A 21,024-nucleotide genomic window follows, 5' to 3' on the forward strand; every position below is an offset into this window, starting at 1 on the left:
AAATAACAAAGTATTCTTGATTTTAATTATAATAAAAACTATCTATACACATTGGTTCGCAAGCAATGTGTATAGATAGTTCATTTTGAAAATATCTGTTTTTTATTTACCTTGAGTACGTGCTACTTTTTTATATCTTAAGTACATTAAACTTAGCATAACGAACCATATTGGTGTTAAAAATACCGCTGTTCTTGTAACTTCATTTACGAACAATAAACAAAATACTAACAAGAAGAATATTAAGATGATATATCCCATATATTTACCGCCTACTAATTTAAAATTAGCCTGTTTGTGAGCTTCTGGGTTACGTTTAGTATAATTAATATAAGCAACAATGATTAATGCCCAAACAGCTAAAAACAACACTGTAGATACAGTGGTGATATAAGTGAAGACGAGTGTCGCATTCGGGACAATATAATTTAATAAAGCAGCAATCATCAGTAATGCACATGAGACAAATATTGCAATGTGCGGAACGCCATTTTTATTCGTTGACGCAAAATAAGGCGGTGCTTGTTTTTGATTAGAAAGACCAAAGAGCATACGACTGTTAGAAAAAATGCCGCTGTTACAAGAAGACGCCGCTGCAGTTAGAACAACGAAATTAATAATGCCTGCTGCAAATGGAATACCAATTAGTGCGAACAATCTAACAAATGGACTATCGTCAGGATTTATAGCATTCCATGGGATGATTGACATGATTACAGCTAATGCACCAACATAAAAGACTAATATACGTAAAGGAACGCTATTAATTGCTTTCGGTAGAGTCTTAGTCGGATCTTTAGTTTCGCCTGCAGTAACACCTATTAATTCGATACCCACAAATGAGAATACAGCCATTTGGAATGACATTAAAAATCCATTAACACCTTTAGGAAATATGCCATTATTGTATAAATTAGATAATGAAGCATGTCCAAATTGTGTGTCATAGGCCATAATAATCATAATTGCACCAACAACAATCAAAGCAAGAATCGTTACTATTTTAATGATTGCAAACCAAAATTCTAATTCACCAAATAGTTTAGCACTTAATAAATTAAGTGACATAAGTACAAGTACACAGAATAATGCACTGATCCAATTTGGAATGTGAGGAAACCAAAAACTTACATATTTAGCAACTGCAGTTACCTCAGCCATACCAGTAATAATCCAACATAACCAATAAGTCCAACCAGTCACAAAACCTGCAAAAGAACCAATGTACTTATTCGTGACATCTGCGAAAGACTTAAAATTAGTATTTGTTACAAGCATTTCTCCTAAGCCACGCATAAACATAAATAGCATAAAACCAATGATGATATATGTAAGTAAAATAGAAGGGCCAGTTAACGCGATTGTTTGACCAGCTCCTAAAAACAGACCTGTACCAATTGCGCCACCAATTGCAATCAGCTGGATGTGCCGGTTGCTTAGTTCTCTCTGTAATTCATTGTTTGACATAATCTACTACTCCTTCATTTTGTCGTTTTATTATTATGCAACTGTCTTTAAAATATTACAACTGTTTTTTAACTGAACCATAAAAAAATTAAGGGTAAAACTACATTAATAATTAGTTATTAATAATGATAACCAAATGAAAAGTAATTAAAATTGAACTGTAAGGCTTTACATACTAGAATGAGTTTATAACACCATTTAATATCATGATGTGTTTTAAGGGTATATAAACAAATACTTATTTCTTAGTGTTCTGGCAAGAGGATTAAACTTTAAATATTCACAAAAGGGACGAAATTGGATATAATGGTTAATGAAAGCCATTTCATAACGAAATAGAAAAGGGGAATTTATATATGGCAGAGTTACAAAAAGGTTTAGAAGGGGTAATTGCATCTCAAACTAAAGTAAGTTCTATCATTGATAGTCAATTAACATATGCAGGTTATGATATTGATGATTTAGCTCAAAATGCTGAGTTTGAAGAAGTTGTCTTCTTGTTATGGCACTACCGATTACCTAATGAAGAAGAATTAAAAGAATTAAAAGAAAAACTTTTTGGATACATGACATTAAATCCTAGAGTGTATAGCCACTTTAAAGAATACGCTACTAGTAACGTGCATCCAATGACAGCGTTAAGAACATCTGTGTCTTATATTGCCCATTTTGATGAACATGCTGAAACTGAAAGCGATGAACAAACAATGGAGCGTGCGATACGTATTCAAGCTAAAATAGCTTCTCTTGTTACAGCATATGCAAGAGTTAGAGAAGGTAAAGATGTTGTAAAACCAAATAGCGATTTAAATTATGCTGGTAACTTCTTATATATGTTAAGAGGAGAATTGCCTACAGATATCGAAGTCGAAGCGTTTAACAAAGCGCTTGTATTACACGCAGACCATGAGTTAAATGCCTCAACATTTACAGCAAGATGTGCTGTTTCATCATTATCCGATATGTATTCAGGTATTGTTGCTGCAGTTGGTTCATTGAAAGGTCCACTTCACGGTGGGGCAAATGAACGTGTCATGAGCATGTTATCTGAAGTGAAATCAATTGATGAAGTTGATAATTACATCGATAAAAAAATTGAAAATAAAGAAAAGATTATGGGCTTCGGACACCGCGTATATAAAGATGGTGATCCAAGAGCGAAATACTTAAAAGAAATGAGTAGAAAAATTACAGCAGAAACAGGTCAAAGTCAATTGTTTGATATTTCCGTTAAAATTGCTGATAAGATGAAAGAAGAAAAAGGCTTAATAGCCAATGTGGATTTCTTTAGTGCGACCGTTTATCATAGTATGAACATCGAACATGATTTATTCACTCCAATTTTTGCAGTAAGTAGAACTTCTGGTTGGATTGCACATATCTTAGAACAATATAGAGATAATAGAATTATGCGTCCAAGAGCTGAGTATATTGGTGAAACAGATAGAAAATATGAACCAATAGAAAAAAGATAATAAGTTTAATCATTCATTATTAAAATATTTATTGTAATAATGAATGTACAAACAATATTTTTAGAAAATATTTAATCAAAAAAAAACACGGAGGTTTTTTTACATGTCAGGAGAAAAAATAGTAAAATCACAAGAAGGTTTAACAGTTCCAAATAATCCAATCATCCCATTTATTATTGGTGATGGTATTGGACCAGATATTTGGAATGCGGCTAGCAGAGTAATCGATGCAGCGGTTGAAGAAGCTTATAGCGGTGAAAAGAAAATCGAATGGAAAGAAGTATTAGCTGGACAAAAAGCTTACGATGAAACTGGCGAGTGGTTACCTAAAGAAACACTTGATACGATTAATGAATATTTAATTGCTATTAAAGGTCCTTTAACAACACCAATTGGTGGCGGCATCCGTTCACTTAACGTTGCTTTACGTCAAGAATTAGATTTATTTACATGTCTACGTCCAGTACGTTGGTTCCAAGGCGTTCCATCACCAGTTAAACGTCCTGAAGACACTGATATGGTTATTTTCCGTGAAAATACTGAAGACATTTATGCTGGTATCGAATTCCAAGAAGGCACACCTGAAGTTAAGAAATTAATTGAATTCTTACAAAATGAAATGGGCGCTAAAAATATTAGATTCCCAGAAACATCAGGTATTGGCGTGAAACCAGTTTCTAAAGAAGGTACAGAGCGTTTAGTACGTGCTTCTATACAATATGCTTTAGAAAATAATCGTAAATCATTAACATTAGTGCACAAAGGTAATATCATGAAATTTACTGAAGGCGCATTTAAACAATGGGGTTATGACTTAGCACATAACGAATTTGGTGATAAAGTATTTACTTGGCAGCAATATGATGAAATTGTTGAAAAAGAAGGTAAAGACAAAGCAAACGAAGCGCAAGAAAAAGCAGAAAAAGAAGGCAAAATTATCGTTAAAGATTCAATTGCTGACATTTTCTTACAACAAATTTTAACACGTCCATCAGATCATGATGTAGTAGCTACAATGAACTTAAATGGTGACTATGTATCTGATGCGTTAGCAGCACAAGTTGGCGGCATTGGTATTGCACCTGGTGCAAACATTAACTATGAAACTGGTCATGCTATTTTTGAAGCTACACATGGTACAGCTCCAAAATATGCAGGATTAAATAAAGTTAACCCATCATCTGAAATTTTAAGTGCAACATTAATGTTAGAACACTTAGGATGGCAAGAAGCTGCAGATAAGATCACTGAATCAATTGAGAAAACAATTGCTTCTAAAGTGGTAACTTACGACTTTGCTCGTTTAATGGACGGTGCTAAAGAAGTTTCTACTTCTGAGTTTGCAGATGAACTTATTAAAAACATCAAATAATACAAATTCGTATTGAGTCTTTAAAGATTCAATACGAATTGATTTTAAAAATACCAACAATATCTTAGGATTTTGTTGGTATTTTTTTGTGATTTTCATAAGTTAGTAAAAAGTGCCTCACAAATAGCATTTAATCCGCATTTTTTAATGTAAATTGTAAATTTAAGAACGTTGTTTGATGTATATTAACTCGAACAATTTCTCTGGATTGCATATTTTCAATGATATAAGTGTTCATGTTGTTAATTAAATGTTAAGATTTTGTTAACGTATGATTTTTAAAAAAATCAGTGAAATGAAATCAACAGCGCAACAGATTGTTAACATCACAATTACATTAAATTCATGAATACTTAATTTGATCCTTTATTCTAGGTATTGTAAAGTTTATGTGAAAAGAATTTAAAGTATGTTATTTTTATTTAAATATAAGTTATAATTAATTTGTAAACACAAATATGGAGGTATACTATGTCACAAAAAGTACTTGTAGTAGATGATGAGCAATCAATCGTAACCTTATTAAAATATAATTTAGAACAAGCTGGGTATATAGTGGATGTAGCTTATGATGGAGAAGAAGCACTGGAGAAGGTCAATGCTACAAATCCCGAATTAGTTGTGTTAGATGTCATGCTTCCAAAAAAAGATGGAATAGAAGTTTGTAAAACGATTCGTTCTGATAAAAATCTTGTACCTATCTTAATGCTGACAGCTAAAGATGATGAATTTGATCGTGTACTAGGACTAGAACTTGGTGCAGATGATTACATGACTAAACCATTTTCACCAAGAGAAGTAGTAGCAAGAGTCAAAGCTATTTTAAGAAGATCTGCGATGGTTACAGAAGCAGCTCAAATTGAAAATGATGAAGATGACATACTTATTGGTTCAATCAGAATTAGACCAGAATATTTTGAAGTGTATAGAGAAGATGAATTATTAGAATTAACACCAAAAGAATTTGAACTGTTATTATATCTTATCGAAAGACAGGGTAGAGTGATCACACGTGAACATATGTTAAATTCAGTATGGAATTATGAATTCGCGGGTGACTCTAGAATTGTGGATGTACATATTAGTCATTTAAGAGATAAATTAGAAGAAAACCCAAAACAACCTAAACTTATCAAAACAGTACGAGGTTTAGGATATAAGTTGGAGAGACCTAAGGTTTAATGCTGAAGTTTCATCACCGCCTCTTATTTTTATTATGTACCATCGTTATCATTAGCTTTATTATGTTAGGCGCAATCATAACACATGTTATTTATAACACGGTTACTACGGGTCAAGAAGGGGACCTAGAGCATCGTTCAGAGCATTTCGTTAGTTTGTACAACCATGATAAAATAGCTGAAATCAAAGATATTGCTGAAAGTGAAAAATATACTGTAGTTATTGAAAAAGGTAACGATGTCTTGTTGTCCACAAAACAAGGAACTGAGATAAATGAAGATATAAGAAATGATGCTATTCCTTCGAACTTAATTTATGATAAAGTAGCTGATGATCGAAGATATACATTCAAGACTTCAATCAAAGATAAAGATGTTTTGATTAGTGGTGTAAATAATGAAATCTTAGAATTACAAATTGAACTGTGGAAATACACGGCTTTAATTGGTTTAATTGTTTTAGTGATTATTTTCTTTGTCGTTCGAAGTATCAATAGAACGTATATAAGACCTATTAATGAAGTAACGTATGCCACGAACCTTTTGGCTGAGGGGTATTATCATGTGAGGGTGCCAGAGAGCAACGTAAAAGAGACGAGAGAGTTGTTCGTTACTACAAATGAATTAGCTAGACGTTTACAACGTTTAAATCATAAGCAAAAGCTACAATCCAATAGGCTAAAAACAACTGTAGAAAGTATTCCGAGTTCCATATTAATGATTGATAAATATGGTGAAATTGTTGTAGCAAATAAAGCATATTATGAGTTATTTACGCCTGAAGAAGCAGTAGAGCATAAAAGTTATGTTGAGTTTATCGATGTTAAAATCCAAAAACTTATTGTTGATGCGTTTAAAGTAGAAAAACCTATTTATGATCAAGTAGAATTAACCATAGATCAAGTGCATCAGAAATATTTTGATACTGCTTGCGTACCAATTTTGTCAAAAACTAAGAAAAATTTATATGGCATGGTTATTGTTATGCATGACATCACAAACCTTAAAAAGCTTGAAAATTTACGTCGTGAATTTGTAGCAAATGTATCACACGAATTAAAAACACCTATTACTTCAATAAAAGGATTTGCTGAAACATTACTAGATGGGGCAAAAAATGATGAACAGGCATTAGATGATTTTTTACAAATCATTTCTAAAGAATCTAATCGCATAGAAACCTTAGTTTTTGATTTACTAGATTTATCTCATGTCGAACAACAATCTGAAATAGAAACTGAATATATTAGTTTGTCTGACATTGCGGAACTAACGATTAAAAATATGCAGACGATTGCTGAAAGTAAAGATATAACAATTGTAAATGAAGTGACACCTGATATTGTCATTGATGCAAATAATGATAAAGTTTCACAAGTTGTTATCAATTTACTATCCAATGCAATTAGTTACTCTAAGGAATCGGATGAAGTTATTGTGCGTGTATATAAAGAGGGCAATAAGCGTATACTAGAAGTAGAAGATTTCGGTATGGGTATAAGTGAAGAAGACCAAAAACATATTTTTGAACGCTTTTATAGAGTAGATAAAGCACGTAGTAGAGATTCAGGTGGCACAGGCTTAGGATTGTCTATTACAAAACATATTATGGAAGCCCATAATGGTAGAATTAATGTAATTAGTAGTCCGAATGAAGGATCAACATTTAGAATTACATTTTTTGAAACAGAATAAGTATACTTTAAATTTATAATTGTTGTGTGATTTTATACAAAATTAAAATGATAGTCGATCTAATTAACTTTATGTTGTTAGGTCGATTTTTTTATATTGCAATGAAAACCAGAAGATATGTCGTATCAATACGGGTAGAGTTATAATTTGTGATAAAATGGATAGTAAATATGTGTTGGAGGTTAAAACATTGAATAAATTAATCTTAGTTGATGGTAACAGTCTTAGCTTTAGAGCTTTTTACGCTTTGCCATTGTTACAAAATAAGGCAGGTATTCATACCAATGCCGTGTATGGTTTTGCGATGTTGCTTGAAAAAATTATAAAAGAAGAACAGCCCACACATTTCTTAGTTGCATTCGATGCTGGAAAGACCACGTTCAGACACTCACAATATAGTGAGTATAAAGGTGGACGTCAAAAAACACCGCCTGAATTAAGTGAACAATTTCCTTATATCAGACAATTATTAGATGCTTATCAAATTAAACGTTATGAGTTAGAGAATTATGAAGCGGATGATATTATCGGTACGCTAAGTAAACAAGCAAATGAAGAAAAATTCCAAACAATTATTGTAACTGGTGACCGAGATTTAACACAACTTGCTACAGATGACGTTACAATCTATTACACTAAAAAAGGTGTGACAGATGTTGATCATTACACACCGGAATTTATTTCAGAAAAATATGATGGTTTGGTACCTGAACAAATTATTGATATGAAAGGCTTAATGGGTGACACTTCAGACAATATTCCAGGTGTTGCAGGTGTTGGTGAAAAAACAGCGATTAAATTATTGAAACAATTTTCAAATGTGGAAAATGTCTACGAACATCTAGATGAAGTCTCTGGGAAGAAATTAAAAGAGAAACTTGAAAATAGCAAAGATGATGCCTTAATGAGTAAGGAACTTGCGACAATTAATTGTGAAAGTCCAATTGAAGTATCTTTAAACGAGACTAAATTGCAAGAAAATCCAGATACAAATGATAAAATTGAATTATTTAAAAAATTAGAGTTTAAACAGTTGTTAGACCAAATAGACGTTGATGGCAGTAGCTCAAGTGTGGAAGAAATGGAAATCAATATAGCAAGTGATTTTGCACAGGTTGATTTTAACAACTTAGACGCTGCATCTATACATTTTGAGTTAGATGGTTCTAATTACTTAAAAGATGACATATTAAAGTTTGCTTTATATGATGGCACGCACCATGTTGTTATTGATGCACATAAGATGCATGATTATCCAGCACTTATTGCATGGTTAGAAGATAGTACTACAGAAAAGAATGTATATGATGCTAAAAAATCATATGTTGTTGCACATAGATTAGATATTGCGATTAAACACATTGTGTTTGATGTGATGTTAGCAAGTTATATTATTGACCCATCACGTACAATAGATGATGTCAATTCAGTTGTTACGAATTATGGTCAATATTATGTACAACAAACCATCGCTGTTTATGGTAAAGGCAAAAAAAGACAATTGCCTGAAGATGATGTTCTGAATCACCATGTAGCAACCATTATAGAAGCAATTAGTGCAATTAAGCCCAAAATGGCAAAGCAACTAGATGAATATAATCAAACAGATTTACTAAATGATTTAGAATTACCATTGGCACGTATTTTAAGTGAAATGGAAGAAACAGGTATTTATACAGTCGCTAATGATTTAAAAGAAATGGAAAAAGAGATTCAAAGTAAATTAGATGTGTTAATAAAAAATATACATGAAGCTGCAGGAGAGCCATTTAATATCAATTCACCAAAACAGTTAGGTGTTGTATTATTTGAAACATTAGAGTTACCTGTAATTAAAAAAACGAAGACAGGTTATTCCACAGCAGTAGATGTGTTAGAACAATTACAAGGTGAACATTCTATTATTGAGCATATCCTTGAGTATAGACAACTTGCTAAATTACAGTCTACGTATGTAGAAGGATTGCAAAAAGTGATCGCTGAGGATAATCGTATCCATACACGCTTTAACCAAACACTTGCACAAACTGGTAGATTGTCATCTATTGATCCTAACCTACAAAATATACCTATTCGTTTAGAAGAAGGTAGAAAAATCAGAAAAGCTTTTAAATCTACAAACGAAAACAATGTCATATTTGCAGCCGATTACTCGCAGATTGAATTAAGAGTATTGGCGCACATCACGCAAGATGAAAGTATGAAACAAGCATTTATTAATGATGAAGACATTCACACAGCTACAGCTATGAAAGTATTCAATGTACAACCAGATGACGTTGATAGCACGATGCGTAGACAAGCGAAGGCAGTAAATTTCGGAATTGTTTATGGCATAAGCGATTATGGTCTAAGCCAGAGTTTAGGCATAACAAGAAAACAAGCGAAACAATTTATTGATGATTATCTAGATAGTTTCCCTGGGGTTAAACAATATATGGAAGATATTGTTAAAGACTGCAAAGCTCAGGGCTATGTTGAAACGTTATTACATCGTCGTAGATATATACCAGATATCACAAGTAGAAACTTTAATTTGAGAGGTTTTGCAGAAAGAACTGCGATGAATACACCAATTCAAGGTACAGCTGCAGATATTATTAAATTAGCCATGGTTAATTTTGCAAATGAAGTTAAAGAAACAGATTTCCATGCACAACTATTATTACAAGTGCACGATGAATTGATTTTTGAAGTACCTAAAGAAGAAGTAGAAGCGTTTGAAAAATTCATTGAAAAGATTATGGATAATGCGATAGAGTTAGATGTGCCATTAAAAGTTGAATCTAGCTATGGTCAAACATGGTACGATGCAAAATAGAAAGAAGGTATTATATTGCCTGAATTACCAGAAGTAGAACATGTAAAAAGAGGTATTAAGCCTTTTGTTAAAGGACAAACAATTGAATCAGTTACTTTTTCTGACAAAGTGCATGAAGGTAAAGCAAACCAACGTGAGACGATAATTAAAGGTTTAGAATTAGATACGTTCAGACGCTTTACTGAGCATTTTACAATTAGTGATATAGATAGACGAAGTAAGTATATCGTTTTCTACTTAGAGAAAAACGGTGAAGAAAGAATACTTATTAGCCATCTAGGTATGGCTGGTGGTTTCTTTGTGGTCGATAAGATAGAGGATATTAGTGTTCCAAATTATCGTAAACATTGGCATGTTATATTTAAATTAAATAATGATAAGTTGCTTGTCTATTCTGATATTCGCCGCTTCGGTGAAATTAGAAATGTGCCATCATTTGAGGCGTATCCCTCATTTTTAGAAATTGCTCCAGAACCATTTGATGAAGAAGCAATGCCACATTATTTATCGTGGTTTAATAAAAAACTTTACCAAAACAAGTCTATTAAGCAAATGATTTTAGATCATCGGGTCATTTCCGGCTGTGGTAACATTTATGCGTGTGAAGCGCTTTTTAGAGCAGGTATCCATCCAGCGCGTCTATCAAAAGAGTTGAATAATCAAGAACGAGAAATATTATTTTATTATGTTCGAGATGTATTAGAAGCGGGTATAAAATATGGTGGAACGAGCATATCTGATTATCGTCATGCAGACGGTAGTACAGGTACGATGCAATTACATCTTAATGTTTATAAACAAAAGATATGTAAAGTGTGTGGAAGTGATATTGAAACTCAAGTTATTGCAACGAGAAATAGTCATTTCTGCGCTACATGTCAAAAATAAAGGAAGAGTGATATTATGCCAAAGGTTATAGGACTAACAGGTGGTATCGCATCAGGTAAATCCAGTGTTTCGGAATTATTAACCGTACATGGTTTTAAAGTCGTAGATGCAGATGTTGCATCACGCCAAGCAGTAGAAAAAGGTACCAAAGGACTAGAACAAGTTAAAGAAGCATTTGGAGAAGAAGCGATAGATGAAGATGGCAATATGAATCGATCATATGTAGGAGATGTCATATTTAATCATCCAGAGAAAAGATTGGAATTAAATGAAATTATTCATCCTATTGTTAGAGACATCATGGAAGAAGAAAAAGAAGCTTATCTTGAGCAAGGCTATAATGTCATTATGGATATTCCGTTATTATTTGAAAATGACTTACAAGATACAGTGGATGAGGTTTGGTTAGTATACACTTCTGAAAGTATTCAAATTGATAGATTGATGGAACGTAATAATTTATCAATGGAAGATGCGAAAGCACGTGTTTATAGTCAAATTTCAATCGATAAAAAACGTAGAATGGCGGATCGTGAAATTGATAACCGTGATACGAAATTAGAATTGAAGCAGAACTTAGAAAGAATGCTTGTAGAAGAAGGCTATATTCACAACAATACTGAAGAAGAAGCGCAGTAAATCATCTTTTTAAGTGAGTTTTTAAATGATAATTATCGTATGCTTGATTTAATATACATTAGTATGGTTTAATAAGTGTATTCTGAAGTGCTACTCAACTTATAATCTAAGTTTGAGTAGTACTTTTTTACTATGATTTCAAATTATACAGATGAAATTATCTCGAAAAGGTCTCTTTAAGCTCTTAGGTAAGCGGAATGCAAATTTTTTTGATTTTATTTTAGAAAACGCTTTCTTGTACTTTTATTTATGTTATACTATTTCCATAAAGTGTAACACAAAAATAAGGGGTGCTTTGAATGACGACAAATATTGCAATTAATGGAATGGGTAGAATAGGAAGAATGGTATTAAGAATCGCTTTGAAAAATAAGGATTTAAATGTAGTAGCAATTAATGCGAGCTACCCACCTGAAACGATTGCCCACCTAATTAATTATGATACAACTCATGGTGCTTACGATTTAAAAGTAGAGCCTATAGAAAATGGGGTCAAAGTCGATAACCATGAGATTAATCTTGTAGCAGAAAGAAATCCTGAGCACTTACCTTGGGAAACGCTAAACATCGATATCGTTATTGAGGCTACCGGAAAATTCAATCATGGAGATAAAGCTGTTGCACATATTAATGCAGGTGCTAAAAAAGTATTGCTCACGGGTCCATCTAAAGGTGGAGAAGTCCAAATGATTGTCAAAGGTGTTAATAATAAACAATTAGACATTGAACAGTATGACATATTTAGCAATGCTTCATGTACGACTAACTGTATTGGTCCGGTTGCTAAAGTATTAAATGATCAATTTGGTATACAAAATGGTTTGATGACAACGGTTCATGCCATTACGAATGATCAAAATAATATAGATAATCCGCATAAAGATTTAAGACGTGCGCGTTCTTGTAATGAAAGTATTATTCCAACTTCAACAGGTGCTGCAAAGGCATTAACAGAAGTACTACCTGAATTAGATGGTAAATTACATGGTATGGCATTAAGAGTGCCAACGAAGAATGTTTCATTAGTAGATTTAGTCGTTGATTTAGACACGAATGTAACGGCTGAACAAGTCAATCAAGCATTTAAAGATAATGACTTAGGTGGTGTGATTGCAACAGAAGATGCACCTTTAGTATCTATGGACTTTAATACAAATCCACATTCAGCAATTATTGATACACAAAGCACAATGATTATGGGTGACAATAAAGTCAAAGTAATCGCTTGGTATGATAACGAATGGGGCTATTCAAATAGAGTTGTAGATGTGGCTGAACAAATAGGTCAATTACTCAAAAATGATGTTGGCGCTGTCACAAATTAAAGTACACATTTATAACATTTAATAATTAACTAATTGATTAAATGCTAAGAATCCATAATGTTTAGACTGTACGACATGATGATAGAAAGTGTTATATATACTCCTTTTGAAGTAATGCACATTGTTAGTGCTTACTTTGAAAGGAGTTTTCAATTTGTCGTTTAAACCTATATACTAGATGATTGTAGAAAAAAGTAATGATGAAATTACTTAGCATGTTAAACTTACTATCATAGAGACGCAATTAGCATGTTAAATTCTATCAATATTTGGAATATTAGTGATAAAAATTACATAATGCAATAAGTATTTTACATGTGTCATAGTGATTCTTTTGTGACATACATATTTATAGTATAATGATAAGTAATCAAAACGAGAGGGTGATAATTCGATGAAATGCCCGAAATGTAATTCGACTCATTCTCGTGTTGTAGACTCTAGACATGCAGATGAAGTTAATGCGATTCGACGAAGAAGAGAATGTGAAAAGTGTAGTACGAGATTCACAACTTTTGAACATATAGAAAAAATACCACTCATTGTAGTAAAAAAAGATGGTACGCGAGAACAATTTTCACGTGAAAAGATTTTAAATGGATTGGTGCGTTCATGTGAAAAAAGACCAGTCCGTTATCAACAATTAGAAGATATTACGAATAATGTTGAATGGAAGTTACGTGATGAAGGACATGCAGAAATTTCTTCAAGTGAAATTGGAGAGCATGTGATGAATTTACTTATGCACGTAGACCAAGTGTCGTATGTAAGATTTGCATCTGTATATAAAGAGTTTAAGGATGTAGATCAACTATTACAATCTATGCAAGGTATTTTAGCTGGAAATAAACGGAGTGATTCTTAAATGGGGTTACAATCATATGATTATGGTTTGAGACCACATGATAATTTTACTGTTGTGCGCAATTTCTATTTGAACAGTAAGCATTTAGAAATTTTAAATAGATTGTTTACACCAATGATTGGTGCAAATGCAATTGGTTTATATCATTATTTGAATCAGTTTGTTGAATATGAAACGGATTCTGTATTGACGCACTATATAATTATGAGTGAGTTAAAGATTAATTTATTAGAATTTAGAAAAGATATGGACTTATTAGAGGGAATTGGTTTAGTTAAAACATTAGTGAATCATGATGCGCAGCATTCGTCTTTTGTTTATCAGCTTGTCCAACCACCATCAGCAAAACAATTTTTCAGTGATCCAATGTTATCAGTGTATTTGTTTAGTGAAGTAAGCAAACAACGCTATCAACAATTGAAACGCCATTTTGAACATAAAAAGCAAATTGACTTTAGCAAGTATCAAGATGTGACACGAAATTTCACTGATGTGTTTAAAGTACCTAACAAGTCATTAGATGACAATACAAATGAAATCCAAAGTGAAACGGCATATGAAGGTTTAAACTTGTCACAAGTGCACTTTGATTTTGAAACATTATATGATTTATTGCAAAACCACTTTATCAGCACAAAAATTATTGATAAAGAAGCCAAAGCTTTAATTACACAAATCGCGACTTTATATGGTTTGACGCCGGAGCCGATGAAACGTATCATTTTAAAATCGATAACAAGCGCGCAAGAACTTTCGTTTGAAGAATTAAGAAAACATGCAAGAACTTATTATTTGATGGAGCATGAACAACAAATGCCATCTTTAAATATCAAAACTAACAATTATGCAGATAGTACAACTCAAGCTACTCAAGTGCAGAATAACAACCAAACGCAAGATGAGGAAAAATCTGTTACTTGGCTAAAACAATTAGAAGAAACAAGTCCCATAGATATGTTAGCGTCTTGGTCAGAATCTGAACCAACAACACAACAAAAGTATATGATTGAAGAATTAGTAGAACGTGAACAATTGTCATTCGGTGTCATTAATATACTGTTACAATTTGTGATGTTGAAAGAAGATATGAAGCTACCGAAGACTTACATTTTTGAAATAGCATCAAATTGGAAGAAAAAAGGCATCAAAACAGCTGAACAAGCATATAATTATGCGATAAAAGTGAATCAACCTAAGACGGAAAACAAATCATCTAAGTCTTATTATAAACAAAAACAATTAGCATCGAGAGAAATGACACCTAAATGGTTAGAAGAACGAGATAATAAAACAGAAACTGACACTGACACTTCAAATAATAATGAAGATGATGAAAAATTGAAGAATGATAGAGAACAGTTTTTAAATCAACTTAAAGATAGATGGAAGGAGGACAAGTAGATGAAACCATTTAATCAAATTATGGGTGATTCAAATGATTTATCAAAAAAAATTGCCAAGATAAAAAAAGATGTCGTCAATGATCCAGACGTTAAACAGTTTTTAGAGTCGCATAAAGCTGAACTGACAAATGCGATGATAGATGAAGATTTGAATATTTTACAAGAATATAAAGATCAAGAAAAGCGTTATGATGGTCATAAACTAAAAGACTGTCCCAATTTTGTGACAGGTCATATTCCTGAATTATATATCGAACATAATCATATAAAAATTCGCTATTTACCTTGTCCTTGTAAAATTAAACACGACGAAGAACGGTTTAATAAACATTTAATTACATCGCACCATATGCAACGTGACACACTAGACGCAAAACTTGAAGATATATATATGGATAGAAGAGATCGATTAGATGTCGCAATGGCTGCTAACCAAATTTGTGAAAAAATAACAAATAAAGATCCCCAAATTAAAGGTTTGTATTTACATGGCCCATTTGGTACTGGTAAATCATTTATCCTTGGCGCAATTGCAAATCAATTAAAAACTGAAAAAATTCCATCTACAATTGTTTATCTACCAGAATTCATCCGTTCACTTAAAGGCGGATTTAAAGATGGTACTTTTGAAACGAAACTCTCTAGAGTAAGAGAAGCAAATATATTAATGTTAGATGATATAGGTGCTGAAGACATTACACCATGGGCAAGAGATGAAGTGATTGGCCCACTGTTACATTATCGTATGGTTCAAGAGTTACCTACATTTTTCAGTTCTAATTTAAGTTTTGAAGAATTAGAATATCATCTCTCTGTCACGCGAGACGGCACAGAAAAAACTAAGTCTGCAAGAATCATGGAAAGAATCAAAACATTATCAACACCATATTTCTTAGAAGGAAAAAATTACAGGAACGATTGAAATCTAAAATAAATGTTGTATAATATAATTAAATCTAAATCATAACAAATGAAATGAAGACGAGATGAATAAGCCACTACTTTACAGAGAACCAGTAAAAGATGAGATGCTGGTAAGTAAGTTTATTCATTACTACTTCATAATTGATGTTGTAATGAACATCCGGCTCAAGACCGTTATCTTACGTAGAGTAAAGTTATTACATCATAACTTTAATTTAGGGTGGTACCGCGAAGACCTCGTCCCTTTTTAGGGATGGGGTCTTTTTGTTTTTGAGTCTAATTCAGTATAAACATCATTTCATTTTGATTTAAGTGCTTGAATAAATAGGAGGGTTTTTATGGAGCAAATAAATATTAAATTTCCAGATGGCAATTCAAAAGTGTTTGATAAAGGTACAACTACAGAAGATATTGCACATTCTATAAGTCCAGGATTAAGAAAAAAAGCTGTAGCTGGTAAATTAAATGGACAACTCATTGATTTAACTAGACCAATTGACGAAGATGGCTCAATTGAAATCGTTACACCTGGTTCTGATGAAGCGCTAGAAGTATTACGTCATTCTACTGCACATCTTATGGCACAAGCCTTAAAACGCCTCTATGGTAATGTTCATTTTGGTGTTGGTCCGGTAATTGATGGTGGATTTTATTATGACTTTGATATGGAAGAAAGTATTTCATCAGATGATTTTGAAAAAATAGAAAAAACAATGAAACAAATTGTTAATGAAAACTATCCAATTGAACGTAAAGTGGTTTCTAGAAATGAAGCTAAATCATTTTTCTCAGACGACCCATATAAGCAAGAATTAATCGATGCTATTCCAGAAGATGAAAATGTGACTTTATATTCCCAAGGAGAGTTCACTGATTTATGTCGTGGTGTTCATGTACCATCTACTTCTAAAATAAAAGAATTTAAATTATTATCTACAGCTGGTGCTTATTGGCGTGGAAATAGTGACAATAAAATGTTACAACGTATATACGGCACAGCATTTTTCGATAAAAAAGAATTGAAAGCACATTTGAAAATGTTGGAGGAACGCAAAGAGCGTGATCACCGTAAAATTGGCAAAGATTTAGAACTATTTGCTAACAACCCTTTAGTAGGTGCAGGTTTGCCACTTTGGTTGCCTAACGGTGCTACAATTCGTCGTGAAATTGAACGTTATATTGTAGATAAAGAAGTAAGTATGGGTTATGACCATGTTTATACTCCTGTAATGGCCAACGTTGATTTATACAAAACATCAGGTCATTGGGACCATTATCAAGAAGACATGTTCCCAACAATGAAATTAGATGAACATGAAGAAATGGTCTTAAGACCAATGAACTGTCCGCACCATATGATGATTTATGCAAATAAACCACATTCATATCGTGAATTGCCTATTAGAATTGCTGAATTAGGTACTATGCATCGTTATGAAGCGAGTGGTGCGGTTTCTGGTTTACAACGTGTCCGCGGAATGACATTAAATGATGCGCATATTTTTGTACGTCCGGACCAAATTAAAGAAGAGTTCAAACGTGTTGTAAATTTAATTGTTGATGTATACAAAGATTTCAACTTTGAAAATTATAAGTTCCGTGTAAGTTATAGAGATCCTGAAGATAAAGAAAAATATTTCGATGACGATGACATGTGGAATAAAGCAGAAAGTATGTTGAAAGAAGCGGTAGACGAACTTGGTTTAGATTATGAAGAAGCAGTAGGCGAAGCAGCCTTCTATGGTCCGAAACTTGACGTACAAGTTCAAACTGCTATGGGCAAAGAAGAAACATTATCTACAGCCCAATTAGACTTCTTGTTACCAGAGAAATTTGATTTAACTTATATTGGTAATGATGGAGAACAACATAGACCAGTAGTCATTCACCGTGGTGTAGTATCTACTATGGAACGTTTCGTCGCATTCTTAACTGAAGAAACAAAAGGTGCATTCCCTGCATGGTTAGCACCAAAACAAGTAGAAATTATACCTGTTAACGTTGATTTACATTATGATTATGCTAGACACATTCAAGACGAGCTTAAATCTCAAGGTGTAAGAGTTGAAATTGATGATCGTAATGAAAAAATGGGTTATAAAATTAGAGAAGCACAAATGCAAAAAATACCTTACCAACTCGTTGTAGGGGACAAAGAAGTAGAAAACAATGAAGTAAATGTACGAAAATATGGTTCCCAAGATCAAGAAACGTTAGAAAAAGAAGAATTCATTTGGAATTTACTCGATGAGATTAGATTGAAAAAACAAAGATAGTCTTGAAACTCTTGAAGAAATCATGTATATTACAGAATAGTGAAGTTAGTTCACATTCATATTAAAATTAAATTTGAGTTAGAGGTTGCATTTTCAATGAGTAATTATTCAGAAGCCGAATGGGGCATATGTTGAATAATAGAAAGGTGAAGATGCCGAAACTTGTATTGTCCATTAACTATACAGGTTGGGCCAGTTATCGAAAGAAACTGGACTGTCACATATGTGATGTGCTACCTATATAAATGCTATTATTAAAATGGTTGCATATCTAATAGGTATGCAACCATTTTATTTTTAGTCAAATGATTATCATAAATACGTTAACGGGAAAGAGCGAAAATTATAATTGTTGTGTAATTCATATAGTTAATTACAATGAACTACTGCTCAAACTATAAATAGTATGAATCTTAATCATATAGTAAGTTAACCTCTATATTTAAGGAAGGGAAGCGTCTATGGCAAAACAAGTGAATCAAAATGATGGTGTTCAAAGGGGGCTGAAAGATCGCCATATATCCATGATTGCAATTGGAGGTTGTATTGGGACTGGTTTATTTATGACTTCTGGTGGTGCAATACATGATGCAGGTGGTTTAGGTGCGCTCTTAGCCTTCGCAATCATTGGAGCGATGGTATTCTTCCTCATGACTTCTCTAGGAGAAATGGCAACATATTTACCAGTGTCAGGATCATTTAGTACATATGCTACACGTTTTGTTGATCCATCTCTAGGATTCGCATTAGGTTGGAACTATTGGTTTAACTGGGTAATTACTGTTGCAGCCGATGTAACGATTGCTGCACAAGTAATACAGTATTGGACACCAATGTCAGGTATTCCAGCTTGGAGTTGGAGCTGTCTATTCTTAATTATTATATTTGGACTGAATGCATTGTCCGTTAGAGTATTTGGCGAAAGTGAATATTGGTTTGCTTTGATTAAAGTAGTTACTGTGATTATCTTTATTGCAATCGGTTTATTGACAATAGTTGGTATCATGGGTGGAGAGTTTGTTGGTTTTGACACGTTCACTCAAGGTAGTGGTCCTATTTTAGGTGATGGCTTTGGAGGAAGTATCTTAGCGATTTTAGGTGTGTTCTTGGTAGCAGGCTTTTCATTCCAAGGTACTGAACTTATTGGTATTACAGCAGGAGAGTCTGAAAATCCAGAGCGCGCGGTTCCTAAGGCAATTAAACAAGTGTTCTGGAGAATATTGATATTCTATATTCTTGCAATCTTTGTAATTGGTATGTTGATACCATACGATAGTCCATCACTTATGGGTGGCGGAGATGATATTTCAACTTCACCATTTACACTTGTATTCCAAAATGCAGGGCTAGCATTTGCAGCCTCATTCATGAATGCTGTTATACTGACTTCGGTATTATCAGCAGGTAACTCAGGTATGTATGCTTCAACACGTATGCTATATTCAATGAGTAAAGATAAGCTTGCATATCCTATATTTGGTAAAACAAATAGAAGTGGTGTACCGTATGTATCATTACTCGCTACAGCAGTAATCGTAGTAATTATCTTTGTATTACAACATTTAAGCGGTGACGCTTATGAATATATCGTTGCTGCAAGTGGTCTGACTGGTTTTATTGCATGGGTTGGTATTGCAGTCAGTCATTACAGATTTAGAAAAGCTTTTGATAAACAAAACTATGATAAATCAAAATTAAAATATAAAGCTAAATTATTCCCATTCGGGCCTATTTTTGCAGGTGTCTTGTGTGTACTTGTAATTATTGGACAAGATGTTGATTTCATCCAATCAGGAGATTTTGATCTCAATAGATTTGTTATCACATATATGGGTATTCCAGTATTCTTAGCATTCTTCATTTATCATAAACTACGTTATAAAACAAAAATAATACCATTAGAACAAGTGGATTTAAGACAAAATGTTAAAATGGACGATAAATAAATAGAAAAGTTGTTGACTTGCTAATGAATTGTTGCTAAGATAGGTAATGTTGAATACGAAACGAACCAAGTAGAAGCTCCCGCTTCTCACCTGTTGCGACACTAATAGTAGTTGGCAGGTCTATATACATACGACATTGTTGTGTGTAAAGAAGAGCGGGTATATTATATACTCGCTCTTTTTCTTGGGATAATTTCGTAAAAATCTTGGAGGTGTCAACCATAGCAAAAGATCAGACTCAAGTTAACGAAAAGATTCGTGCAAAAGAATTACGTTTAATCGGACATGACGGAGAACAGATCGGTATTAAATCTAAAGCAGAAGCTTTAGAAATGGCAGAGCGCGTAGAACTCGATGTAGTTATTATGTCGCCTAACGCTAAACCACCTGTTGCGAAAATCATGGATTATGGTAAGTACAAATTCGAACAACAGAAAAAAGAAAAAGAAATGAAGAAGAAACAAAAAGTTATTAACCTTAAAGAAATTCGTTTAAGTCCAACAATTGAGGAACATGATTTCCAAACTAAATTGAAGAACGGACGTAAATTCTTAGAAAAAGGCGACAAATGTAAAGTTTCAATTCGTTTCAGAGGGCGTGCTATTACGCATAAAGAAATTGGTCAACGCGTATTAGAAAAATTTGCAGAAGAATGTAAAGATATCGCTACAATTGGGCAAAGACCTAAAATGGATGGACGCCAAATGTTCATCATGCTTAACCCACTTAACGAAAAATAAAAAGATA

At 33.0% G+C, this 21,024-nt stretch carries 15 protein-coding genes, 1 riboswitch and 1 other annotated feature; of the genes, 14 read left to right on the plus strand and 1 reads right to left on the minus strand.

The annotated features are described in order from the left end of the window. Window positions 1-102 precede the first annotated feature (102 nt). On the minus strand, window positions 103-1,467 hold the full coding sequence (locus AOB58_RS01415) for an amino acid permease (protein WP_064782839.1): 1,365 nt from the start codon (window positions 1,465-1,467) through the stop codon (window positions 103-105). 356 nt (window positions 1,468-1,823) lie between these two features. Here AOB58_RS01415 and AOB58_RS01420 point away from each other — a divergent pair, with 356 nt between their 5' ends. From AOB58_RS01420 to infC, 14 genes are all read left to right on the plus strand, one after another. Continuing rightward, window positions 1,824-2,942, plus strand: coding sequence for a citrate synthase (locus tag AOB58_RS01420; protein ID WP_021339084.1), 1,119 nt, complete (start codon window positions 1,824-1,826; stop codon window positions 2,940-2,942). Window positions 2,943-3,045: 103 nt separating this feature from the next. Then, complete coding sequence (gene icd / locus AOB58_RS01425; RefSeq protein ID WP_021339085.1) at window positions 3,046-4,314, plus strand: NADP-dependent isocitrate dehydrogenase; 1,269 nt, start codon at window positions 3,046-3,048, stop codon at window positions 4,312-4,314. A 471-nt stretch (window positions 4,315-4,785) separates the two neighbouring features. After that, window positions 4,786-5,496: a response regulator transcription factor gene (locus AOB58_RS01430; protein ID WP_002507366.1), complete on the plus strand. Its 711-nt coding sequence runs from the start codon at window positions 4,786-4,788 to the stop codon at window positions 5,494-5,496. Continuing rightward, window positions 5,496-7,190, plus strand: coding sequence for a two-component system histidine kinase PnpS (gene pnpS / locus AOB58_RS01435; RefSeq protein ID WP_002512485.1), 1,695 nt, complete (start codon window positions 5,496-5,498; stop codon window positions 7,188-7,190). The genes AOB58_RS01430 and pnpS overlap by 1 nt, the downstream gene beginning before the upstream one ends. 190 nt (window positions 7,191-7,380) lie before the next feature. Next, the gene (gene polA, locus AOB58_RS01440; RefSeq protein ID WP_064782840.1) at window positions 7,381-10,011 is read left to right on the plus strand and encodes a DNA polymerase I; all 2,631 of its coding nucleotides are present in this window, start codon (window positions 7,381-7,383) and stop codon (window positions 10,009-10,011) included. Between the two features lie 15 nt (window positions 10,012-10,026). Further along, window positions 10,027-10,899 carry a bifunctional DNA-formamidopyrimidine glycosylase/DNA-(apurinic or apyrimidinic site) lyase gene (gene mutM, locus AOB58_RS01445; RefSeq protein WP_064782841.1) on the plus strand — a complete coding sequence of 291 codons (873 nt, stop codon included), beginning with the start codon at window positions 10,027-10,029 and terminating at the stop codon, window positions 10,897-10,899. Window positions 10,900-10,914: 15 nt separating this feature from the next. Then, the gene (gene coaE, locus AOB58_RS01450) at window positions 10,915-11,538 is read left to right on the plus strand and encodes a dephospho-CoA kinase (RefSeq protein ID WP_021339087.1); all 624 of its coding nucleotides are present in this window, start codon (window positions 10,915-10,917) and stop codon (window positions 11,536-11,538) included. 299 nt (window positions 11,539-11,837) lie between these two features. Then, window positions 11,838-12,863, plus strand: a complete 1,026-nt coding sequence (gene gap, locus AOB58_RS01455) for a type I glyceraldehyde-3-phosphate dehydrogenase (protein ID WP_064782842.1) — start codon at window positions 11,838-11,840, stop codon at window positions 12,861-12,863. Window positions 12,864-13,257: 394 nt separating this feature from the next. Next, window positions 13,258-13,728, plus strand: coding sequence for a transcriptional regulator NrdR (gene nrdR / locus AOB58_RS01460; RefSeq protein ID WP_064782843.1), 471 nt, complete (start codon window positions 13,258-13,260; stop codon window positions 13,726-13,728). Continuing rightward, the gene (locus AOB58_RS01465) at window positions 13,729-15,129 is read left to right on the plus strand and encodes a replicative helicase loading/DNA remodeling protein DnaB (RefSeq protein ID WP_064782844.1); all 1,401 of its coding nucleotides are present in this window, start codon (window positions 13,729-13,731) and stop codon (window positions 15,127-15,129) included. Further along, window positions 15,130-16,053 (plus strand): primosomal protein DnaI, encoded by a 924-nt coding sequence (gene dnaI, locus AOB58_RS01470; RefSeq protein ID WP_064782845.1) that lies wholly within the window; start codon window positions 15,130-15,132, stop codon window positions 16,051-16,053. 340 nt (window positions 16,054-16,393) lie between these two features. Further along, window positions 16,394-18,331 carry a threonine--tRNA ligase gene (thrS, locus tag AOB58_RS01475; protein ID WP_002507375.1) on the plus strand — a complete coding sequence of 646 codons (1,938 nt, stop codon included), beginning with the start codon at window positions 16,394-16,396 and terminating at the stop codon, window positions 18,329-18,331. A gap of 71 nt (window positions 18,332-18,402) precedes the next feature. Further along, a riboswitch (Lysine riboswitch) is annotated at window positions 18,403-18,575 on the plus strand. Window positions 18,576-18,792: 217 nt separating this feature from the next. After that, window positions 18,793-20,277 carry an amino acid permease gene (locus tag AOB58_RS01480; protein ID WP_021339092.1) on the plus strand — a complete coding sequence of 495 codons (1,485 nt, stop codon included), beginning with the start codon at window positions 18,793-18,795 and terminating at the stop codon, window positions 20,275-20,277. 61 nt (window positions 20,278-20,338) lie between these two features. Further along, window positions 20,339-20,467 (plus strand) — a sequence feature (ribosomal protein L20 leader region). Between the two features lie 22 nt (window positions 20,468-20,489). Next, entirely contained in the window at window positions 20,490-21,017 is a 528-nt protein-coding gene (infC, locus tag AOB58_RS01485) for a translation initiation factor IF-3 (RefSeq protein WP_002507377.1), read from the plus strand. Window positions 21,018-21,024: the final 7 nt, after the last annotated feature.

Origin of the sequence: Staphylococcus sp. AntiMn-1 (assembly GCF_001663395.1) — a bacterium.
Taxonomy (GTDB): domain Bacteria; phylum Bacillota; class Bacilli; order Staphylococcales; family Staphylococcaceae; genus Staphylococcus; species Staphylococcus equorum.